The organism is Roseiterribacter gracilis (assembly GCA_018332375.1).
Lineage (GTDB): Bacteria > Pseudomonadota > Alphaproteobacteria > BOG-932 > Roseiterribacteraceae > Roseiterribacter > Roseiterribacter gracilis.
Map to the genome: position 1 here is coordinate 3,514,075 of BOPV01000001.1, position 15,569 is coordinate 3,529,643.

Below are 15,569 nucleotides of genomic sequence, written 5' to 3' on the forward strand. Positions count from 1 at the left end.
ACGCGCCATGCCTTCGCTTAAGGACCTTCGCAACCGGATCACGAGCGTCAAGTCGACGCGAAAGATCACGTCTGCGATGAAGATGGTCGCCGCCTCGAAACTGCGCCGCGCGCAGGAACAGGCGCACGCAGCGCAGCCGTACGCGCAGCGCATGCAGGGGATGCTGTCGCGCCTCGCTGCCAACTATGTCGTGACGCCGGCGGCGCCGCGTCTGTTGGTTGGTTCGGGCAAAGACCAGACGCATCTGCTGATCGTGCTGACGTCGGACCGCGGCCTGGCCGGCGGCTTCAACTCCTACGTCGTGCGTGAAGCGCGTCGCCAGATCGCGGCACTGCTCGCTGAAGGCAAGACGGTCAAAGTGCTGACGGTCGGTCGCAAGGCGCGCGATCTGCTGCGTCGCGATCATCGCGAGCGCATCATCGACTCGCTCGAAGGCATCGGCCGCAAGAAACTGTCCTTCACCGACGCGACGGTCATCGCCAAAGCGGCGCTCGACAAGTTCGATGCCGGCGAAGTCGACGTCGTCACCGTCATTTACAACCGCTTCAAGTCGGTGATGGCGCAGATCCCGACGCAGCTCCAACTGGTTCCGTTCCAGTTGCCGAAGGCCAAGCCGGTGGCTGCCGATCCGCATGCGCATCACGGCCACCACGAGCATGTTGTGCCGCCGGCGGTGTACGAATTTGAGCCCTCGGAAGAAGAGATTCTGGCCGAGCTTCTGCCGCGCAATCTTGCGATCCAGCTGTACTCGGCGCTGCTCGACAGCGCGGCGGGCGAACAGGCTGCGCGCATGACCGCGATGGACAACGCCACGCGCAACGCAGGCGACGCGATCAACCGCTACACGCTCGCGTACAACCGCGCGCGTCAGGCGGCGATCACCAAGGAACTGATTGAAATCGTCTCGGGCGCGGAAGCGCTGTGAACGAAGTGAACAGCGCCCCTGCGGAGGCAGGGGCCCATTAAGCCGCGTTCCGATCGTCTCCAATTGGACGCTATCGGAGCGGCGGCAAAATGGATCCCGGCCTTCGTCGGGATGACAGGTTGAGAAGTTGGCGCCCACAAAGCGCAGATGAACAAGACGGATGAATGGGTCCCCGCTTTCGCGGGGATCTAATGAGGAAAGACGGACACCATGGCGAGCAACGCAAAAGGCAAGGTCACACAGGTTCTGGGCGCCGTCGTCGACGTGCAGTTCGACGGTGAACTGCCCGCGATTCTGAACGCGCTGACCCTGGATAATAACGGTCAGAAGCTGGTGCTCGAAGTGGCGCAGCATCTCGGTGAAAACACCGTGCGCGCCATCGCCATGGACACGACCGACGGTCTGGTGCGCGGCGCACCGGTGACCGACACGGGCAACTCCATTCGCGTGCCGGTCGGTCCGGCCACGCTGGGCCGCATTCTGAACGTCATCGGCGAGCCGATCGACGAACGCGGTCCGGTGTCGAACGAAAAGACGCTGCCGATTCACCGTTCGGCGCCCGCCTTCGTCGACCAGAATCCCGACACCGAAATTCTCGTCACCGGCATCAAAGTCGTCGACTTGCTGGCCCCGTATTCGAAGGGCGGCAAGGTCGGCCTGTTCGGCGGCGCCGGCGTCGGCAAGACGGTGACGATTCAGGAACTGATCAACAACGTCGCCAAGGGCCACGGTGGTGTGTCGGTGTTCGCAGGCGTCGGTGAACGTACGCGCGAAGGCAACGACCTCTATCACGAAATGGTCGACGCCGGCGTCATCAAGCTGGGCGAGAACGGTTCGACCGCTGGTTCGAAAGTGGCACTCGTGTACGGCCAGATGAACGAGCCGCCGGGTGCTCGTGCGCGAGTCGCGCTGTCGGGTCTGACGATGGCCGAATATTTCCGCGACGAGGAAGGCCAGGACGTTCTGTTCTTCGTCGACAACATCTTCCGCTTCACCCAGGCGGGTTCGGAAGTGTCGACGCTGCTCGGCCGCATTCCGTCGGCGGTGGGTTATCAGCCGACGCTGGCGACCGACATGGGCCAGATGCAGGAACGCATCACCTCGACCAAGAAGGGTTCGATCACGTCGGTGCAGGCGATTTACGTGCCTGCCGACGACTTGACCGATCCGGCGCCGGCAACGTCGTTCGCGCACTTGGACGCGACGACGGTGTTGTCGCGCCAGATCGCCGAACTTGGCATTTACCCGGCGGTCGATCCGCTCGACTCGACGTCGCGCATCATGGATCCGCGCATCGTTGGCGAGCGTCACTACAACGTGGCGCGCGCGGTGCAGAAGGTGCTGCAGACCTACAAGGCGCTGCAGGACATCATCGCCATTCTGGGCATGGACGAGCTGTCGGAAGAGGACAAGCTGACGGTGGCGCGCGCACGCAAGCTGCAGCGTTTCATGTCGCAGCCGTTCCACGTCGCCGAAGTCTTCACCAACATTCCGGGCGCCTTCGTGCAGCTCGAAGACACGATCCGTTCGTTCGAAGGCATCGTGAAGGGCGACTACGATCACCTGCCGGAACAGGCCTTCCTGATGTGCGGCGCGATCGAAGACGCGGTCGAGAACGCACGCAAGATGGCTGAGGCGGCCTGAGATGGTCACCGCGCCGCGCAAGTTTGAATTCGAATTGGTGAGCCCGGAGCAGCTTGTCTTCTCCGAGCCCGTCGACATGGCGGTTGTGCCGGGCGCCGACGGTGATTTCGGCGTGCTCGCCGGTCATTCGCCGCTGATCTCGACCTTGCGTCCGGGCGTGCTGCAGATCTGGCAGGGCGACGTCGTCGAACAATCGCTGTTCGTCGCCGGCGGCTTTGCCGAAGTGAACGAAGAACGCTGCACCGTGCTCGCCGACGAAGCGATCCCGGTGTCGTCGATCGACCCGACGTTGGTCACCGCCGAAATCGAAGAGCTGGAAGCCGAGCTTCCGGGCGAAGTCGATCCGGTCGCAAAGAAGCTGATCGAAACCCGCCTCAATATCGCGCGCGCGAAATTGTGGGCCGCCAAGGTTCCGACCACGCACTGACGACACGAAATAACGGACCGGGTCAGGGTCCAAGCGGAAGGGCGCGGTGCTGACGGCATCGCGCCCTTTTTCTTTTTGTCCCATATTCCCCGCGAAAGCGGGGATCCATCGGAGGGACGAAGCATGCGTTGGCGGACAGTTCTCGCTGCTGTTGCATTCGCGTCAGCATGGATCCCCGCTTTCGCGGGGAATATGGCCGACGTCAGCATCCCGCCGCTCGACAAGCGCGACCCCGCTTTGACCGGCGTGCTGTTGCGGCCCGCCAGCAACAAGCCCGCACCGGCGATTGTGATGCTGCATGGCTGCGACGGCATGTACGGCAAGAACGGCAATCTCAGCGCGCGCAGCCGCGACTGGGCCGAACGGTTCGTGGCGCAGGGCTATGTCGTGTTGTTGCCGGACAGTTTCGCCGCGCGCGGCGTGACCTCGGCATGCAATGCGTCGGAGACTCGCGCGCGGGCGCGCGTCGAACGTCCGCGCGACGCGCTGGCTTCGCTCGCCTATCTGCGCAGCTTGCCCTTCGTGCGCGGCGACGCGCTGGCGCTGGCAGGCTGGTCGCATGGCGGCTCGACCGTAGTCGCGGTGGCGGGCGAGTCGCATGGGCTCGAGGGCGTGCGCAGCGCCGTCGCCTTCTATCCCAATTGCAAGCCGATCCTGGAGCGGCGGGACTGGAAGGCGCAGGTGCCATTGGCAATGCTGATCGGTGATGCCGACGCCTGGTCGACGCCGCGCGAGTGTCAGCAACTGGCCGAACGCGAGCGGCTGGATCTGGTCCTGTATCCGGGTGCGGTGCACGGATTCGACAATCCGGACATGAAACGCACGACTCGGACCGGAATTACGACGCCGGGCGGCGGCACAACGGCGGAATTGGGCACCGACCCCGTGGCGCGTGCCGATGCGATCAAACGGGTTACGGCGCGTTTCTTAACGGCTCTCAAACCATAGCTTTCGCCCCAAGCGGCTCCGCGCTACAACGTGCGATCGGTTTGCAGGGCTGCGAACCGCTTTGATTGCCGCTCGTTGATGGACACATGACGCAGCACTGGTCGCTCGATGACATTCCCTGGGATCGCTTCGACGCAGCGAAGGTCAATCCCGATTTGCTGCAAGTCGCCAAAGCGGCGGCGCTGGTCGAAGTGCGCGCCGACGAATACACGCAGTATCTCTGCAACGTCTTTCACGACGATCCGGAATTCCAGCAGGCCAGCCGCGAATGGGCGGTCGAAGAAGTGCAGCATGGTCACGCGCTGGGACGCTGGGCCGAGCGCGCCGATCCAAGCTGGAGCTTCGACAAGTCGCTCGCGATCTTTCGCGCCCATCACATTATTCCGACTGCAGCCGGCGCTTCGGTGCGCGGTTCGCGCACCGGCGAACTGGTTGCGCGTTGCATGGTCGAAACCGGCACGTCGAGCTACTACAGCGCGCTCGGCGACAGTTGCGACGAGCCGGTGTTGAAAGAGATCTGCTACAAGATCTCGGCCGACGAACATCGTCATTACAAGCTGTTCTATCTGCATCTGAAACGCTGGCTCGACCGCGAACAGATGGGAAAGCTGCGGCGGTTGAAAATCGCGCTGTCGCGCATCGTCGAAACCGAAGACGACGAACTGGCGTATGCCTATTGGGCCTGTCACGCGCCCGACCAGCCCTACGACCGCAAGAAATACGCAACCGCCTATCTCAGCCGCGCCTACAGCTTCTATCGCATGCGCCACATGGATCGCGCCGTCGGCATGATCTTCAAAGCCTGCGGTCTGTCGCCCCAGACGCGGCTGTTTCGTGTCTCGCAGAAGATCGCATGGTGGTTGACCGAAACCCGTGCGCGTCAGCTGCAGAAGATGGTCGCAAAAGCCGCGTGAGCAGCGAAGCTATAATCCGGCCCGCCTTTGCGCGGACGATGGCCTCGTACAACTCGGAAATGAACCGGCGCCTCTATGGCGCCGCTTCGCGTTTAGATGACGCGCAACGCCGTGACGATCGCGGCGCCTTCTTCAAATCGATCCACGGCACGCTGAATCATCTTCTCTGGGCCGATCAGGCGTGGATGTCGCGCTTTGCCGGTTGGGACAAGCCGACTGCGCCCGGCGCGCAAAGTTCCGAGCTGTTCGCCGCTTTCGACGACATGTGCGCCGCGCGCACCGATCTCGACGCGCGTATCGAAGGCTGGACCGCCGGCCTGGATCAGGCCTGGCTCGACCAGGATCTGACCTTTTTCAGCGGTACGCTGCAGCGCGACGTGACGATGCCGCGCGGCCTGTTGCTGACGCATATGTTCAATCATCAGACGCATCATCGCGGCCAGGTCCATGCGATGCTGACCGCCGCCGGCGAAAAGACCGGTGACACCGACTTGCCGTTCATCCTGCCATGATGACCATCCGCGCGTTTCCTCTTCTCGGTCTGCTGCTGCTGCTGCTGGTGGTGCCCGCCGCGGCGCAGGAACGGATCGAACATCGCATTCAAGGCGCTGCCGGCACGCTTGCGCTGCACGAGATCAAACCGTCGCGCAATACGAGCGGGCTGTCGGTGTTGCTGATCCATGGCGGTGGACCGGCGGGCGTCGTGTCGTTCGATCTGCCGGCAACGCGGCCGGGCTTTGCCGAACGACTCGCGGTCGCCGGGCACCGTGTCTACATGCTCGATCTGCGCGGCTGGGGTGACTCGGACCGGCCGGCGGCGCTCAACGCGCCCGCCAACGCAAACCCGCCGCTGGTGACGGTCGACGATGCGGTTGCCGACATTCATATCGCGGCGGCGTGGATCCGCGGTCGCGATCGCGTCAGCGCGATTGCGGTGATCGGCTGGGCGTCGGGCGGACATTGGGCCGGCGCCTTCGCGGCGCGCCACTCGCAGTTCGTTTCGCACCTCGTGTTGTTGAACAGCCTCTATGGCGGTGAAGGTCCGTGGGCCTTGGCGTCGTCGGTGGCGCCGCCATTCCCGGCCTATCGCACCGCAGACGCGGCGCAGCTCACCGGCCGTTGGTTGAGCACGATGCCGGACTCTGACAAGGCGGCGCGGAAATTTGCCATCGATGCGTACGCGCACGACACGATCGCGAGCGACCCGACCTCGTCGACGCGCTCGCCGCCCAGCGTGCGCATTCCGCTCGGCTATCTCGAAGACGCCTACCGCATGTCGCGCAACGAGCGCGTGTTCGACGTCAGCAAAGTCGCTGGGCACGTGATGTTCGCGCGCGGCGAGGACGATTTCTGGTCGCGCCCGATCGATGCGCTGAATTTCTCGCGTGAGGCGGCGTGGGCCAACAGCGTGCGCGTGCTCGAAATTCCGGGCGGCACGCATTTTCTGCTCAACGATCACCCCGATCGCGGGCTCGATCTCTTCACCACCGAAGTCCTGAAACTGCTGCAGCGCTAAGGCCGGCGGCCTGTCCGCCTGTACTTGGCGCTTGACTTATCGGTCAGTCACCGCTAACCGTTAGTCATGGCTAACCGAAAGAATGCAGCAAGGGTGCAAGCGGGGGCGGCCTTGGCTGCGCTGGGCGATCCGATGCGGTGCGCGATTTTCGAACAGATCGCGCGCCGGCCGTCGCCGGTCGGCGAGCTGTCCGAACGTCTGCCGGTGACGCGGTCGGCGGTGTCGCAACATCTGCGCGTGTTGAAGGAGGCCGGTCTTGTGACCGATACGGCCGAGGGCACGCGCCGCATTTACCGGCTCGATCCGCGCGGCATCGGTGCGGTGCGCGACTGGCTCGACAAACATTGGACGACCGCGCTCGACGCGTTCGCCGCCTATTCCGACGCACAAGACGAAGAGGGCAAATGACCATCGCTCCGATCCGCCGCACCGTCACGGTGAAGGCTGCACCCCAACGCGCGTTCGAACGCTTCACGCAACAGATGGCGAAGTGGTGGCCGGCCGAACATCACACCGGCGGCAATCCGTTCAACGAAGTCGTGATCGAACCGCGCGTCGACGGGCGCTGGTTCGAACGCGACACGCAAGGCACCGAAACCCAATGGGGCAAAGTGCTGACGTGGGAGCCACCAGCGCGCGTCGTGTTGGCGTGGCAGCTCTCGGCTGAATTCAAGTTCGATCCCGATTTCATCACCGAGCTGGAACTGACCTTCGTGCCGCACGGCACCGGCACGCAAGTGACGCTCGAACACCGCAATCTCGAACGCTATGGCGAGGCTGCCGAGAAAATCCGCGCAGCGTTGGATGGCGGCTGGCCGGGAATCTTCCAGTCCTATGCCGATTTCGCCGACAAGGAGCCGACAACATGACCGCACCATTTATCGTGTACGGCATTCCCGGTAGCCCCTATGTGCGCAAGGTGCTGCTGGGTCTCGAAGAAAAGAATCTGCCGTGGCGTCTGGCTGCGTTGGGATTCGGCGAGCACAAGCAACCGGCGCATCTCGCACGCCATCCGTTCGGGCGCATGCCGGTGGTCGATCACGGCGAAACGCGTCTCTACGAGGCGCAGGCGATCTTGCGCTATCTCGACCGGATTGCGCCCACGCCCGCGCTGACGCCGACCGATCCGGTGCAAGAGGCGCGCATGAACCAGATTTGCGGCATCGTCGATTGGTACGTGATCCACGACATCAGTTCGCCGATCAGCTTCGCGCGCGTCGTGGCGCCGAAATTCGGCCTGCCGGTCGACGAGGCGCGCGTGCAGGCCGCGATTCCGCGCGCCGAAATCTGCATGGGCGAGCTGTCGCGCCTGTTGGGATCGCAGATCTTTCTCGCCGGTGACGCGCTGTCGCTCGCCGACCTGATGCTGGCGCCGCATCTCGACGTGTTCGTTGCAACGGACGAGGCGCAACCGATGTTCGCGCGCCATCCCAATCTGCGCGCGTGGCTGGGCCGGATGCAGGCGCGCCCGTCGATGCAGGCGACAACCTGGGAACGCGTAACCGCGTTGGCGCAGGCGGCCTAGAGTCACAATCCAGAGAACCACCACGACGCCACGAACGCCAAGGGGCACCACGAGAGCGAGGCTTGTGACCGCAGCACCGTCGCAAGATCAGATCGGCTTTGCTGACGCGCTTCGCGCGTCGTTAAAACCCTGTCGTCATGCGACGCGACCGTGCCTCCAGCTGTGAGTCGTGGTGAACCGTGGTGTTCGTGGCGTCGTGGTGGTTGATCGGACCTAGCCCAACACCCGCGTCAAAGCTTCGCGATAGCGTTTCGCCGAGCGCGCCACGACGTCCTTGGCGTCTTCGACGGTCGAGCGAGTCCACCAGGCGCCGTAGAGACGTTCGTAGGCGAACGGCGCCAGCACCTGTTCGATCTTGTCGATCGCGCTGGCCGGCAGCGGCACCAGATTTGGATAGCTCCACATGAACGATACGTGGTTCCGGTCGGGGATCGCCTGGATGATGTCGCCGACCAGCAGCGCGCCTTTGCCGGCGGCACCGTCCGCCCAATGCAGCACTTGTCCACCAGCAAAGTGACCGCCGCAGCGGACCAAGGTGACGCCGTCGCCCAGTGAACGCGTTTCACCCGACCAGAAGCGCACGCGCGCGTCGGGGCGCATCACCCATTTCGCATCGTCTTCGTGCAGCCAGACATCGCAGTCGAACACGTGCGCCCATTCGGCCATCGTCGTGTAGTAGTGCGGATGGCTGATCGCGATCGCGCGTAGACCGCCCAGCGCGCGCAACACGTCGATCGTGGCGTCGGTCAACGGTGCGACGCAGTCCCACAAAATATTCCCCTGGGCGCGTTCGATCAGCAGCGCGCGCTGGCCGATGGCAAAGTCGGGCGCCACACCGACGCCCAGCAGATGCGGCTCGTAGCGTTGGAACGCGGCCCGATGCGTGCGGCGCACCTCGTCGAACGTCGTCCAGCGCTGTCCGCCGGCGGGCAGATACTGGCGCTCGTCTTCGCAGATCGGGCAACGCGCGGGCGGCGTCTCGCTGGGCGGAAATTGCGTGCCGCAGGTGCTGCAGAGATAGGTTTTCATCCAGGGACCCAATCAGGTTTCGCAAGTTCAAATCCGGCAAAGTCGAAGGCTGGCGACACGGTGCAGCCGACCAAGGTCCAGCGCGAACGCGTCTCGGCCGATTGCCACGCATGTTTCGGCACGATCACTTGGGTGCGATGGCCCAGCGCGAAAGACGGTCCGAGCGGCGTCGTGGTGGTCGTCTTGCCGTCTTCGCTGATCGACAGAGTCAGCGCACCGCCCGCATACCAATGCCAGATCTCGACCGCGTCGACGCGATGCCAGTGCGAGCGTTCGCCGGCGCGCAGCAGGTAATAGATCGCGGTGCCGCTGCCGCGCGATCCATCGGCGGGTGTGTCGCGCCACGTCTCGCGATACCAACCGCCTTCGGGATGTGGCTCGAGCTTGAGCTGCGCAATGATCGCGTCGGCATCGTCGGTCGCCATCTCAGGTGTCCTTGTTTTCATCGTGGGTTGTCGCCGCAATCGGGATCATGCCGACCGTGAGTCCAAAACGCCCAACGATACGTTCAAGCGTCGCCAGCGTCGGATTGGCCCCTTTATATGGGGTCAGAAATCACGCTACACGCCAGCTCGTGACCCCATAGAAGGGGGTGCGCTATTCCGCCTTGATGTCAGAGAGCCGGTCGACCCGGCCCAGCGCGGGAAACAAAGCCGCCCAAGTCGCTGTGATTACGATCGTGCCGATACCGCCCACGATGACCGCGGGCACGGCGCCCAACCAAGCTGCCATGAAACCGGCGCGCAATTCGCCCAGTTCGTTCGAAGCGCCGATGAACACCGCATTGGCGGCGCCGACCCGGCCGCGCATGCGGTCGGGCGTCGAAAGCTGGATCAGGCTGGATCGTACATTGACGCTGAACATGTCGGCCGCGCCCAGCAACGCCAGCGCCAGCATCGATAGCGGCAGCGACTTAGACAGGCCGAACAGGATCGTCATCGCGCCGAACACAATCACCGCGAACAACATCGTGGCGCCGGCGCGACGGCCAAGCGGACGGGTTGCCAACAGGATCGCAATCGACAGCGCACCGATCGCGGGCGAAGCGCGCAGGAAGCCGAGACCTTCGGGCCCAGTGCCCAATACGTCGCGGGCAAAGATCGGCAACAATGCAGTCGCGCCGCCGCACAACACCGCGACCATGTCGAGCGTGATTGCGCCCAACACGGCGGGGCGCGAGCGAATGTATTTCAAACCCGCAACTGCGCGCGTCCAGGTGCCTTCGTCTTCGTTGCTGTGCGTGTCGGGCCGGCCTTTGGGACGAATGAAGGTCGTGGCGCAAATACCGAGCAGCACCAGGCCGGCTGCAATCGCGTACACGCCCTCGGCGCCGCCCGCATAGGCATAGGCGAATCCGCCCAACGCCGGACCGCCGATCGTTGCCAGCTGCCAACCCGACGACGTCCAGGCGATCGCCGCCGGCAGCGCTTCGCGCGGTACAGTGTTGGTGGCTAGCGCGTTCGATGCCGGCGCCACGAAAGCGCGCGCCGAGCCGAACACGATCAGGATCAGATAAATCGGCAGCGGGCTGGTGAGGCCGCGTGCGCTCATCCACGACAGGCCGGCGCAGCACAGCGCTTCGACCGCGAAACAACACAGCAGAATGTTGCGTCGATCGAACCGGTCGGCCGCGTGGCCAGTCACCAGCATCAACACCAGCGCGGGCGCGAACAGCGCCAGACCAACAAAGCCGAGATCAACGGCGCGGCCGGTGATGTCGTAAATCTGCCAGCCGATTGCGACCGACTGCATCTGGATCGCGACCGAATTCAAGACGCGTTGCAGATAGTAGAAAACGAAGTCGCGATGCGCGAAGGGGCGGTTCGAGACGGGTGCCGGGGTCGCAGCCGGTACGTCAGGCTCTTGCAGAAGGGACATCAGCTGGGCGGCATCGTCTGTTGGTAACTGGGTCGTTGTGCGAAGCGCGCATGCCACGCGGCGAGGCGCGGCCGGGTTGCGCGCCAATCTTCGGCGGTGAAGCGCAGATCGGCATAGCCAAGCGCAGCAGCGACCGCGATCGCGGCCAAGGTCGGCGTGTCGGTCAGCTTGTCGGCGTCGGCTTCCAGCGCGTCGAGCACGCGTTGCTGTTTGCCGCGCTGGCGTTCGATCCAGTCGGGCGAACGTTGCGGCTCGGGCCGGAAATTCTCGCGGATGCGCAGCACGCCCGACTCGCAATATTGATCGGCCATCGCTTCGAAGCGCAGATGGTCGAACCGCGTTGCGGCGGGCACCAGGTTCGGCCCGTCGAGCGTTTCGAGATAGGCGACGATGACGCGGCTGTCATAGAGGCGCGTGCTCGCGTCGACTTCGAGCGTCGGTATTTTTTGGATCGGGTTCTTTTCCTGCAGCGCCGGGTCGTTCCACGGATCGACCGCGCGCCAGTCGATCTTGTCCGCGACGCCCTTTTCGATTGCGAACATCCGCACTTTGCGGCCGAACGGCGTGGTCGGGCTGGTCCAGCAGATCATCAGAAATTGTCCTTCTGCTTGCGCAAGGATGCGAAGCACGCAACCGCGTCCGTCGTGCCGGTCCGCTGCTGCATCGCCGGCGTGTCGGCCTGGAAATACGGATTGGTTTCGCGTTCGAGCCCGATCGTCGACGGGATCGTCGGCTTGCCGGCGGCGCGCAACGCATCGATCTCAGCCGCGCGCTTTTTCAGCGCCGCATTGTCGGAATCGACATGCAGCGCGAACTTGGCGTTCGACTGGGTGTATTCGTGGCCGCAATAGAGACGCGTTGCGGGCGGCAGCGCGCGCAGCCGGCTCAGCGAATCCCAGAACTGCTTGGGCGTGCCTTCGAACATGCGGCCGCAGCCGAGCGCGAACAGCGTGTCGCCTGCGAACACGGCTTGGCCCGCGTCGCTGAAATAGGCGACGTGACCCAGCGTGTGGCCGGGCACGGCGATGACTTGGAAACTGGTCGTGCCCAGTTCGATCCGGTCGAGATCGTCGACATATTTGTCGGCGCCCTGGATTTCGCCGCGATTGCCTGCGGGCGCGATCAACGTCGCGCCGTATTTCTGTTTGAGCGCCTTGTTGCCGTCGATGTGATCGGCGTGGTGATGCGTGTTCAGAATATGGGTCGGCTTCCAGCCACGCTGCTGCAGCGCCTTCTCGATCGCGTCGGCGTCGCCCGGATCCACCACCACGACCGCGTCGCCGTCGCGAAACAGATAGATGTAATTGTCCTGCAGGGCGGGAACGAGTTGGACGTCGATGGTCATGCTTTATGCTCCGGTACGCCGAGCGCGTCGGCGAGGCGTGTAGTTGCGCTACCGCGCTTTAATGGTTGGGGCTGCGATGCGGCCGGCGCCCAGCCGGTCAGATGCAGCAATTCGAACGTCGCACGCGTGCGACCTTCTTCGTCGCTATGGGCGCGCTGCCAACGCTGGATCGCGTCGATCAACACGCCGCGCGTCAGCGGCGGCGCGGTTTCGGCCAATGCCGCGGTTTCGCCCATGCCGCGCAGATCGCTGAACAGGCGCATCGGCTCGCGATACAGGACCGGAACGACTTCGCGGTCGGCGACGGGCAAGGCAAACCCCGCGCGTTGCAACAGGCCAGCCGCGTCGCGAATGTCGGCGAAGGGCGACACACGTTGCGCGGCACCGCCGCGCAACGACAGCTCGGCCGCCAGCAAGGCCTGCCGGAGTTCGTGCAAGGTGGTGCCGCCCAGCATCGAGGCGAGGAACAGACCGTCGGGAACCAGGCAGCGGCGGATCTGCAGCAACGCGCCGGGCAGGTCGTTCACCCAATGCAGCGCCAGGTTCGACACGACGAGATCGAAACGCTGGTCGGCGAACGGCAAGGCTTCTTCGTCGGCGACGAAATCGGGCGCGGAGTCGGCGATCAGGTCGGCGACGACCAGCGTGTCGATGCGCCCGGTCGCGCGCAGCGCGCTTTCCAATGCGGTGCCGCGGCGGCCCAGCACCAACGCGCGGGGAAAACGGCGCGTCGTGTCGACGATACGATCGGCAATATTTTGCGCCGCGTGCTGCAGCAGAAAATCATTCTGCAGCCGCGGATCGACCAGCCCCGGCCAGGCGCGCGCGCGGCGCTGCCGCACCAGGCGGCGATCGAACACGCGCATATTCTCTTGCACGGTGCCGGTTGGGGACTTGTCGATCGAGCTCATCTGGTTCGACCATAAAGCCCAGGTCGGGCGCAGCAAGCGCCGGCCCCGGGATCCTGTTCCACGGAAGCGGTATGCGTCCATTCCTGGCAACGTTCGGCGCGGCACTGATGCGAGGTGGGCTGGATCTGGTTCTGCCGCCGAGCTGTCTTGGCTGTCGGGACGTGATCGATCGTCCCGGCCTGTGCGCGCGGTGCTGGCGTGGGTTGGCGTTTCTGGCGCCGCCTTGGTGTTCGCGCTGCGGCCTGCCGTTCGAACAAGCGATCGGCGCCGTTGCGATTTGCGCCACTTGCGCCGGCGCGCCGCCCGCGTTCGATCGCGCGCGCGCCGCACTTCGCTACGATGATGCGTCGCGGCCGTTGCTGCTCGCCTTCAAACATGGCGACCGGCTGGAAGGTGTGCCGACCTTCGCCGCATGGTTGGCCACGGCGGCGCACGAATTGTTGCACGACGTCGATCTGATCGCGCCGGTTCCGCTGCATCGCTGGCGGCTGTGGTCGCGGCGCTACAACCAAGCGGCCGAGTTGGCGCGCGCTTTGTCGAAACGCACCGGCATCGCATGCGCGCCGCATCTGTTGCTGCGCAAGCGTGCAACGCCGACCCAAGGCGGCCTGTCGGCGCAAGCGCGTATGCGCAACGTCGCCGGTGCGTTCGCGCTGCATGCCGACATGCAGGTCAAGAAGCGGCGCGTACTGTTGGTCGACGACGTGTACACGACCGGCGCCACCTTGGACGCGTGTGCGCGGGTGTTGCGCCGTGCCGGCGCGATGCAGATCGACTGCGTGTCGCTGGCGCGCGTCGTCAGGTCCGATTAGCGCCAAGGCGACAGGTTGTGCGCATGATTTGAGACGAGCGGTGCGTTGCGGTTCGTGGGCGGGCCAAGGAAGTTGGCGCCATCACCCCGCAACGAAGATTTTCGTCATGCCTGGCACTGCCGATCCGATTTCCGGCCTGTTGATGTATCCGCTGACGCCGGGCGGCTTGCCGCCTTTGTGGTCGCAGACGCACGGGCCCATCACGCTGACCTACGCGTTCTGCGACGTTGAGCCCGCGTCCTATCCGAGCCAAACCGGCCATCTGCCCGGCTTTCAGAAGATCACCGACTTCGTCAAAAGCGAGCTACGGCGCGAACTCGCGATCGTGGAGTCGGTGTGCGGCGTCACCTTCGCGGAAACCAGCGACGTCAACGCGGCCAACCTCGAATTCTTCAGCTACACGCTGCCGCAAGGAGTGTTGGGCATGGGCGCATATCCCGCCGTCGACGCCAGCGGCAAGCCGCTTCGCACCGCCGGCGACATCGCGTACGCGCCGGCCGTGTTGGCGACGATCGATGCGCAAGGCGATTACGCCGGCGGCGTGCACCACACGCTGATTCACGAGATCTTGCACGCGCTGGGGCTCAAACACCCGCAAGACGGAACCGTTGCGCAGCAACTGCCTGCCGCGCTCGACCACACGACGCTGACCGCGATGAGCTATAGTGTGATGCCGGCCTGGCCGGTGTGGCGCGACTACCGATCGCTGTTCTTTTACAATGTCGGCAGCGACGCGCCGCGCCTGCTCGACGTCAACGTGCTGCAGTTTCTGTACGGACCCTCCCAGAAGATCACTGCGCCGGGTGACGACGTCTACCGCTACGACGCAACGCCAGGACAGCATCTGATTGTCGATTCCGGCGGCGTCGATACGATCGATGCCAGCGCAGCCGGCAAGCATGCGTCGATCATCGATCTTCGCGACGGAACGACGTCGTCCATCGCTATGTGGGGAAGCGACGACTGGGTCGACACGCTTACGGTCGATGGCCACAGTCGCGCTACTGCGTTGACCGCGATCAGCGGCGCGGGCAATGCGCTTTATTCCGGTATCGACAATCTCGCCATCGCGACCGGATCGAAGATCGAGAACGCGATCGGCGGCGCGGCGAACGACCAGCTCAGCGGCAACGCGTTGAACAACGAGCTGACCGGCAATGGCGGCGACGATCTGCTCGACGGGCGCGAAGGATTCGACACGGCGGTCTTCAACGGCCCCAGCAGCGCCTACAAAATTTCACGCAGCAGCGTGTCGGGTGCCGAAGGGACCGATACGCTGCAATCGATCGAAGCGCTGCGCTTTGCCGACAAGACCTTCTTCGCCGTCAGCGGTGAAGACGCGACGGTCGCGCGTCTGTACGGCGCCGCGTTCGGACGCGCGCCCGACGCGGGCGGGCTGGCGGTCCAGATCGGCGCGCACACAGGCGGCGTGCCGCTGCACAGCCTCGCCGCCAACTTCATCGCGTCGGCGGAATTCGTCGCGCGCTATGGCGCGTCGACCAGCAACGCCGACTTTGCCAAAGCGCTCTACGGCAACGTGCTGGGCCGTACGCCCGATCCGGACGGGTTGGCGGTGCAGGTCAGTGCGCTGGATGCGGGCCTGACGCGCGCGCAGCTTCTGTTGAACTTCGCGGACTCGCCCGAAAACCAGGCGCGCGTCGCCGGAGATTGGTTGCTGGTCTGACCTGTCGTCGC

General features: G+C 64.6%; 18 protein-coding genes. 12 read left to right on the forward strand and 6 right to left on the reverse strand.

Annotated features, from left to right (window positions below):
• The first annotated feature begins 7 nt into the window (after positions 1–7).
• The 10 genes from TMPK1_RS17525 (at position 8) to TMPK1_RS17570 (ending at position 7,899) form a co-directional block, all read left to right on the forward strand.
• Positions 8–925: a F0F1 ATP synthase subunit gamma gene (locus TMPK1_RS17525; protein ID WP_420244644.1), complete on the forward strand. Its 918-nt coding sequence runs from the start codon at positions 8–10 to the stop codon at positions 923–925.
• A 210-nt stretch (positions 926–1,135) separates the two neighbouring features.
• Positions 1,136–2,569: a F0F1 ATP synthase subunit beta gene (gene atpD, locus TMPK1_RS17530; RefSeq protein WP_420244646.1), complete on the forward strand. Its 1,434-nt coding sequence runs from the start codon at positions 1,136–1,138 to the stop codon at positions 2,567–2,569.
• 1 nt (position 2,570) lies between these two features.
• Positions 2,571–2,996, forward strand: a complete 426-nt coding sequence (atpC, locus tag TMPK1_RS17535; RefSeq protein ID WP_420244647.1) for an ATP synthase F1 subunit epsilon — start codon at positions 2,571–2,573, stop codon at positions 2,994–2,996.
• 192 nt (positions 2,997–3,188) lie between these two features.
• Positions 3,189–3,944, forward strand: a complete 756-nt coding sequence (locus tag TMPK1_RS17540; RefSeq protein ID WP_420244649.1) for a dienelactone hydrolase family protein — start codon at positions 3,189–3,191, stop codon at positions 3,942–3,944.
• 86 nt (positions 3,945–4,030) lie between these two features.
• Positions 4,031–4,858, forward strand: coding sequence for a ferritin-like domain-containing protein (locus tag TMPK1_RS17545; RefSeq protein ID WP_420244650.1), 828 nt, complete (start codon positions 4,031–4,033; stop codon positions 4,856–4,858).
• Positions 4,859–4,917: 59 nt separating this feature from the next.
• Positions 4,918–5,370, forward strand: coding sequence for a DinB family protein (locus TMPK1_RS17550; protein ID WP_420244651.1), 453 nt, complete (start codon positions 4,918–4,920; stop codon positions 5,368–5,370).
• On the forward strand, positions 5,367–6,374 hold the full coding sequence (locus tag TMPK1_RS17555) for an alpha/beta hydrolase (protein WP_420244652.1): 1,008 nt from the start codon (positions 5,367–5,369) through the stop codon (positions 6,372–6,374). Before TMPK1_RS17550 ends, TMPK1_RS17555 begins: the two co-directional genes overlap by 4 nt.
• A gap of 66 nt (positions 6,375–6,440) precedes the next feature.
• Positions 6,441–6,782 carry an ArsR/SmtB family transcription factor gene (locus TMPK1_RS17560; RefSeq protein ID WP_420244654.1) on the forward strand — a complete coding sequence of 114 codons (342 nt, stop codon included), beginning with the start codon at positions 6,441–6,443 and terminating at the stop codon, positions 6,780–6,782.
• Positions 6,779–7,243, forward strand: a complete 465-nt coding sequence (locus TMPK1_RS17565; protein ID WP_420244656.1) for an SRPBCC family protein — start codon at positions 6,779–6,781, stop codon at positions 7,241–7,243. Before TMPK1_RS17560 ends, TMPK1_RS17565 begins: the two co-directional genes overlap by 4 nt.
• Complete coding sequence (locus TMPK1_RS17570) at positions 7,240–7,899, forward strand: glutathione S-transferase family protein (protein WP_420244657.1); 660 nt, start codon at positions 7,240–7,242, stop codon at positions 7,897–7,899. The genes TMPK1_RS17565 and TMPK1_RS17570 overlap by 4 nt, the downstream gene beginning before the upstream one ends.
• A 213-nt stretch (positions 7,900–8,112) precedes the next feature.
• Here the strand turns inward: TMPK1_RS17570 and TMPK1_RS17575 are convergent, their stop codons facing one another.
• From TMPK1_RS17575 to TMPK1_RS17600, 6 genes are all read right to left on the reverse strand, one after another.
• Positions 8,113–8,928: an MBL fold metallo-hydrolase gene (locus tag TMPK1_RS17575; protein ID WP_420244659.1), complete on the reverse strand. Its 816-nt coding sequence runs from the start codon at positions 8,926–8,928 to the stop codon at positions 8,113–8,115.
• Positions 8,925–9,353, reverse strand: a complete 429-nt coding sequence (locus TMPK1_RS17580; RefSeq protein WP_420244660.1) for a cupin domain-containing protein — start codon at positions 9,351–9,353, stop codon at positions 8,925–8,927. The genes TMPK1_RS17575 and TMPK1_RS17580 overlap by 4 nt, the downstream gene beginning before the upstream one ends.
• A gap of 172 nt (positions 9,354–9,525) precedes the next feature.
• Positions 9,526–10,806, reverse strand: a complete 1,281-nt coding sequence (locus TMPK1_RS17585) for an MFS transporter (protein ID WP_420244662.1) — start codon at positions 10,804–10,806, stop codon at positions 9,526–9,528.
• The gene (locus TMPK1_RS17590; protein ID WP_420244664.1) at positions 10,806–11,396 is read right to left on the reverse strand and encodes a glutathione S-transferase family protein; all 591 of its coding nucleotides are present in this window, start codon (positions 11,394–11,396) and stop codon (positions 10,806–10,808) included. The genes TMPK1_RS17585 and TMPK1_RS17590 overlap by 1 nt, the downstream gene beginning before the upstream one ends.
• Positions 11,396–12,151 (reverse strand): hydroxyacylglutathione hydrolase, encoded by a 756-nt coding sequence (gene gloB / locus TMPK1_RS17595; RefSeq protein WP_420244665.1) that lies wholly within the window; start codon positions 12,149–12,151, stop codon positions 11,396–11,398. Before gloB ends, TMPK1_RS17590 begins: the two co-directional genes overlap by 1 nt.
• Positions 12,148–13,062, reverse strand: a complete 915-nt coding sequence (locus TMPK1_RS17600; RefSeq protein WP_420244666.1) for a methyltransferase domain-containing protein — start codon at positions 13,060–13,062, stop codon at positions 12,148–12,150. Before TMPK1_RS17600 ends, gloB begins: the two co-directional genes overlap by 4 nt.
• Positions 13,063–13,133: 71 nt before the next feature.
• Between TMPK1_RS17600 and TMPK1_RS17605 the strand changes: the two genes are divergently transcribed.
• Positions 13,134–13,874, forward strand: a complete 741-nt coding sequence (locus TMPK1_RS17605; protein ID WP_420244667.1) for a double zinc ribbon domain-containing protein — start codon at positions 13,134–13,136, stop codon at positions 13,872–13,874.
• 106 nt (positions 13,875–13,980) lie between these two features.
• A complete protein-coding gene (locus TMPK1_RS17610; RefSeq protein ID WP_420244668.1) occupies positions 13,981–15,558 on the forward strand; it encodes a DUF4214 domain-containing protein in 1,578 nt (525 codons plus the stop codon).
• Positions 15,559–15,569: the final 11 nt, after the last annotated feature.

Bases quoted from the DNA above. Each gene is read 5' to 3' on its own strand.
- TMPK1_RS17525 (WP_420244644.1), top strand. From the start codon at position 8: ATGCCTTCGCTTAAGGACCTTCGCAACCGGATCACGAGCGTCAAGTCG.
- atpD (WP_420244646.1), top strand. From the start codon at position 1,136: ATGGCGAGCAACGCAAAAGGCAAGGTCACACAGGTTCTGGGCGCCGTC.
- atpC (WP_420244647.1), top strand. From the start codon at position 2,571: ATGGTCACCGCGCCGCGCAAGTTTGAATTCGAATTGGTGAGCCCGGAG.
- TMPK1_RS17540 (WP_420244649.1), top strand. From the start codon at position 3,189: ATGGCCGACGTCAGCATCCCGCCGCTCGACAAGCGCGACCCCGCTTTG.
- TMPK1_RS17545 (WP_420244650.1), top strand. From the start codon at position 4,031: ATGACGCAGCACTGGTCGCTCGATGACATTCCCTGGGATCGCTTCGAC.
- TMPK1_RS17550 (WP_420244651.1), top strand. From the start codon at position 4,918: ATGAACCGGCGCCTCTATGGCGCCGCTTCGCGTTTAGATGACGCGCAA.
- TMPK1_RS17555 (WP_420244652.1), top strand. From the start codon at position 5,367: ATGATGACCATCCGCGCGTTTCCTCTTCTCGGTCTGCTGCTGCTGCTG.
- TMPK1_RS17560 (WP_420244654.1), top strand. From the start codon at position 6,441: ATGGCTAACCGAAAGAATGCAGCAAGGGTGCAAGCGGGGGCGGCCTTG.
- TMPK1_RS17565 (WP_420244656.1), top strand. From the start codon at position 6,779: ATGACCATCGCTCCGATCCGCCGCACCGTCACGGTGAAGGCTGCACCC.
- TMPK1_RS17570 (WP_420244657.1), top strand. From the start codon at position 7,240: ATGACCGCACCATTTATCGTGTACGGCATTCCCGGTAGCCCCTATGTG.
- TMPK1_RS17575 (WP_420244659.1), bottom strand. From the start codon at position 8,928: ATGAAAACCTATCTCTGCAGCACCTGCGGCACGCAATTTCCGCCCAGC.
- TMPK1_RS17580 (WP_420244660.1), bottom strand. From the start codon at position 9,353: ATGGCGACCGACGATGCCGACGCGATCATTGCGCAGCTCAAGCTCGAG.
- TMPK1_RS17585 (WP_420244662.1), bottom strand. From the start codon at position 10,806: ATGTCCCTTCTGCAAGAGCCTGACGTACCGGCTGCGACCCCGGCACCC.
- TMPK1_RS17590 (WP_420244664.1), bottom strand. From the start codon at position 11,396: ATGATCTGCTGGACCAGCCCGACCACGCCGTTCGGCCGCAAAGTGCGG.
- gloB (WP_420244665.1), bottom strand. From the start codon at position 12,151: ATGACCATCGACGTCCAACTCGTTCCCGCCCTGCAGGACAATTACATC.
- TMPK1_RS17600 (WP_420244666.1), bottom strand. From the start codon at position 13,062: ATGAGCTCGATCGACAAGTCCCCAACCGGCACCGTGCAAGAGAATATG.
- TMPK1_RS17605 (WP_420244667.1), top strand. From the start codon at position 13,134: ATGCGTCCATTCCTGGCAACGTTCGGCGCGGCACTGATGCGAGGTGGG.
- TMPK1_RS17610 (WP_420244668.1), top strand. From the start codon at position 13,981: ATGCCTGGCACTGCCGATCCGATTTCCGGCCTGTTGATGTATCCGCTG.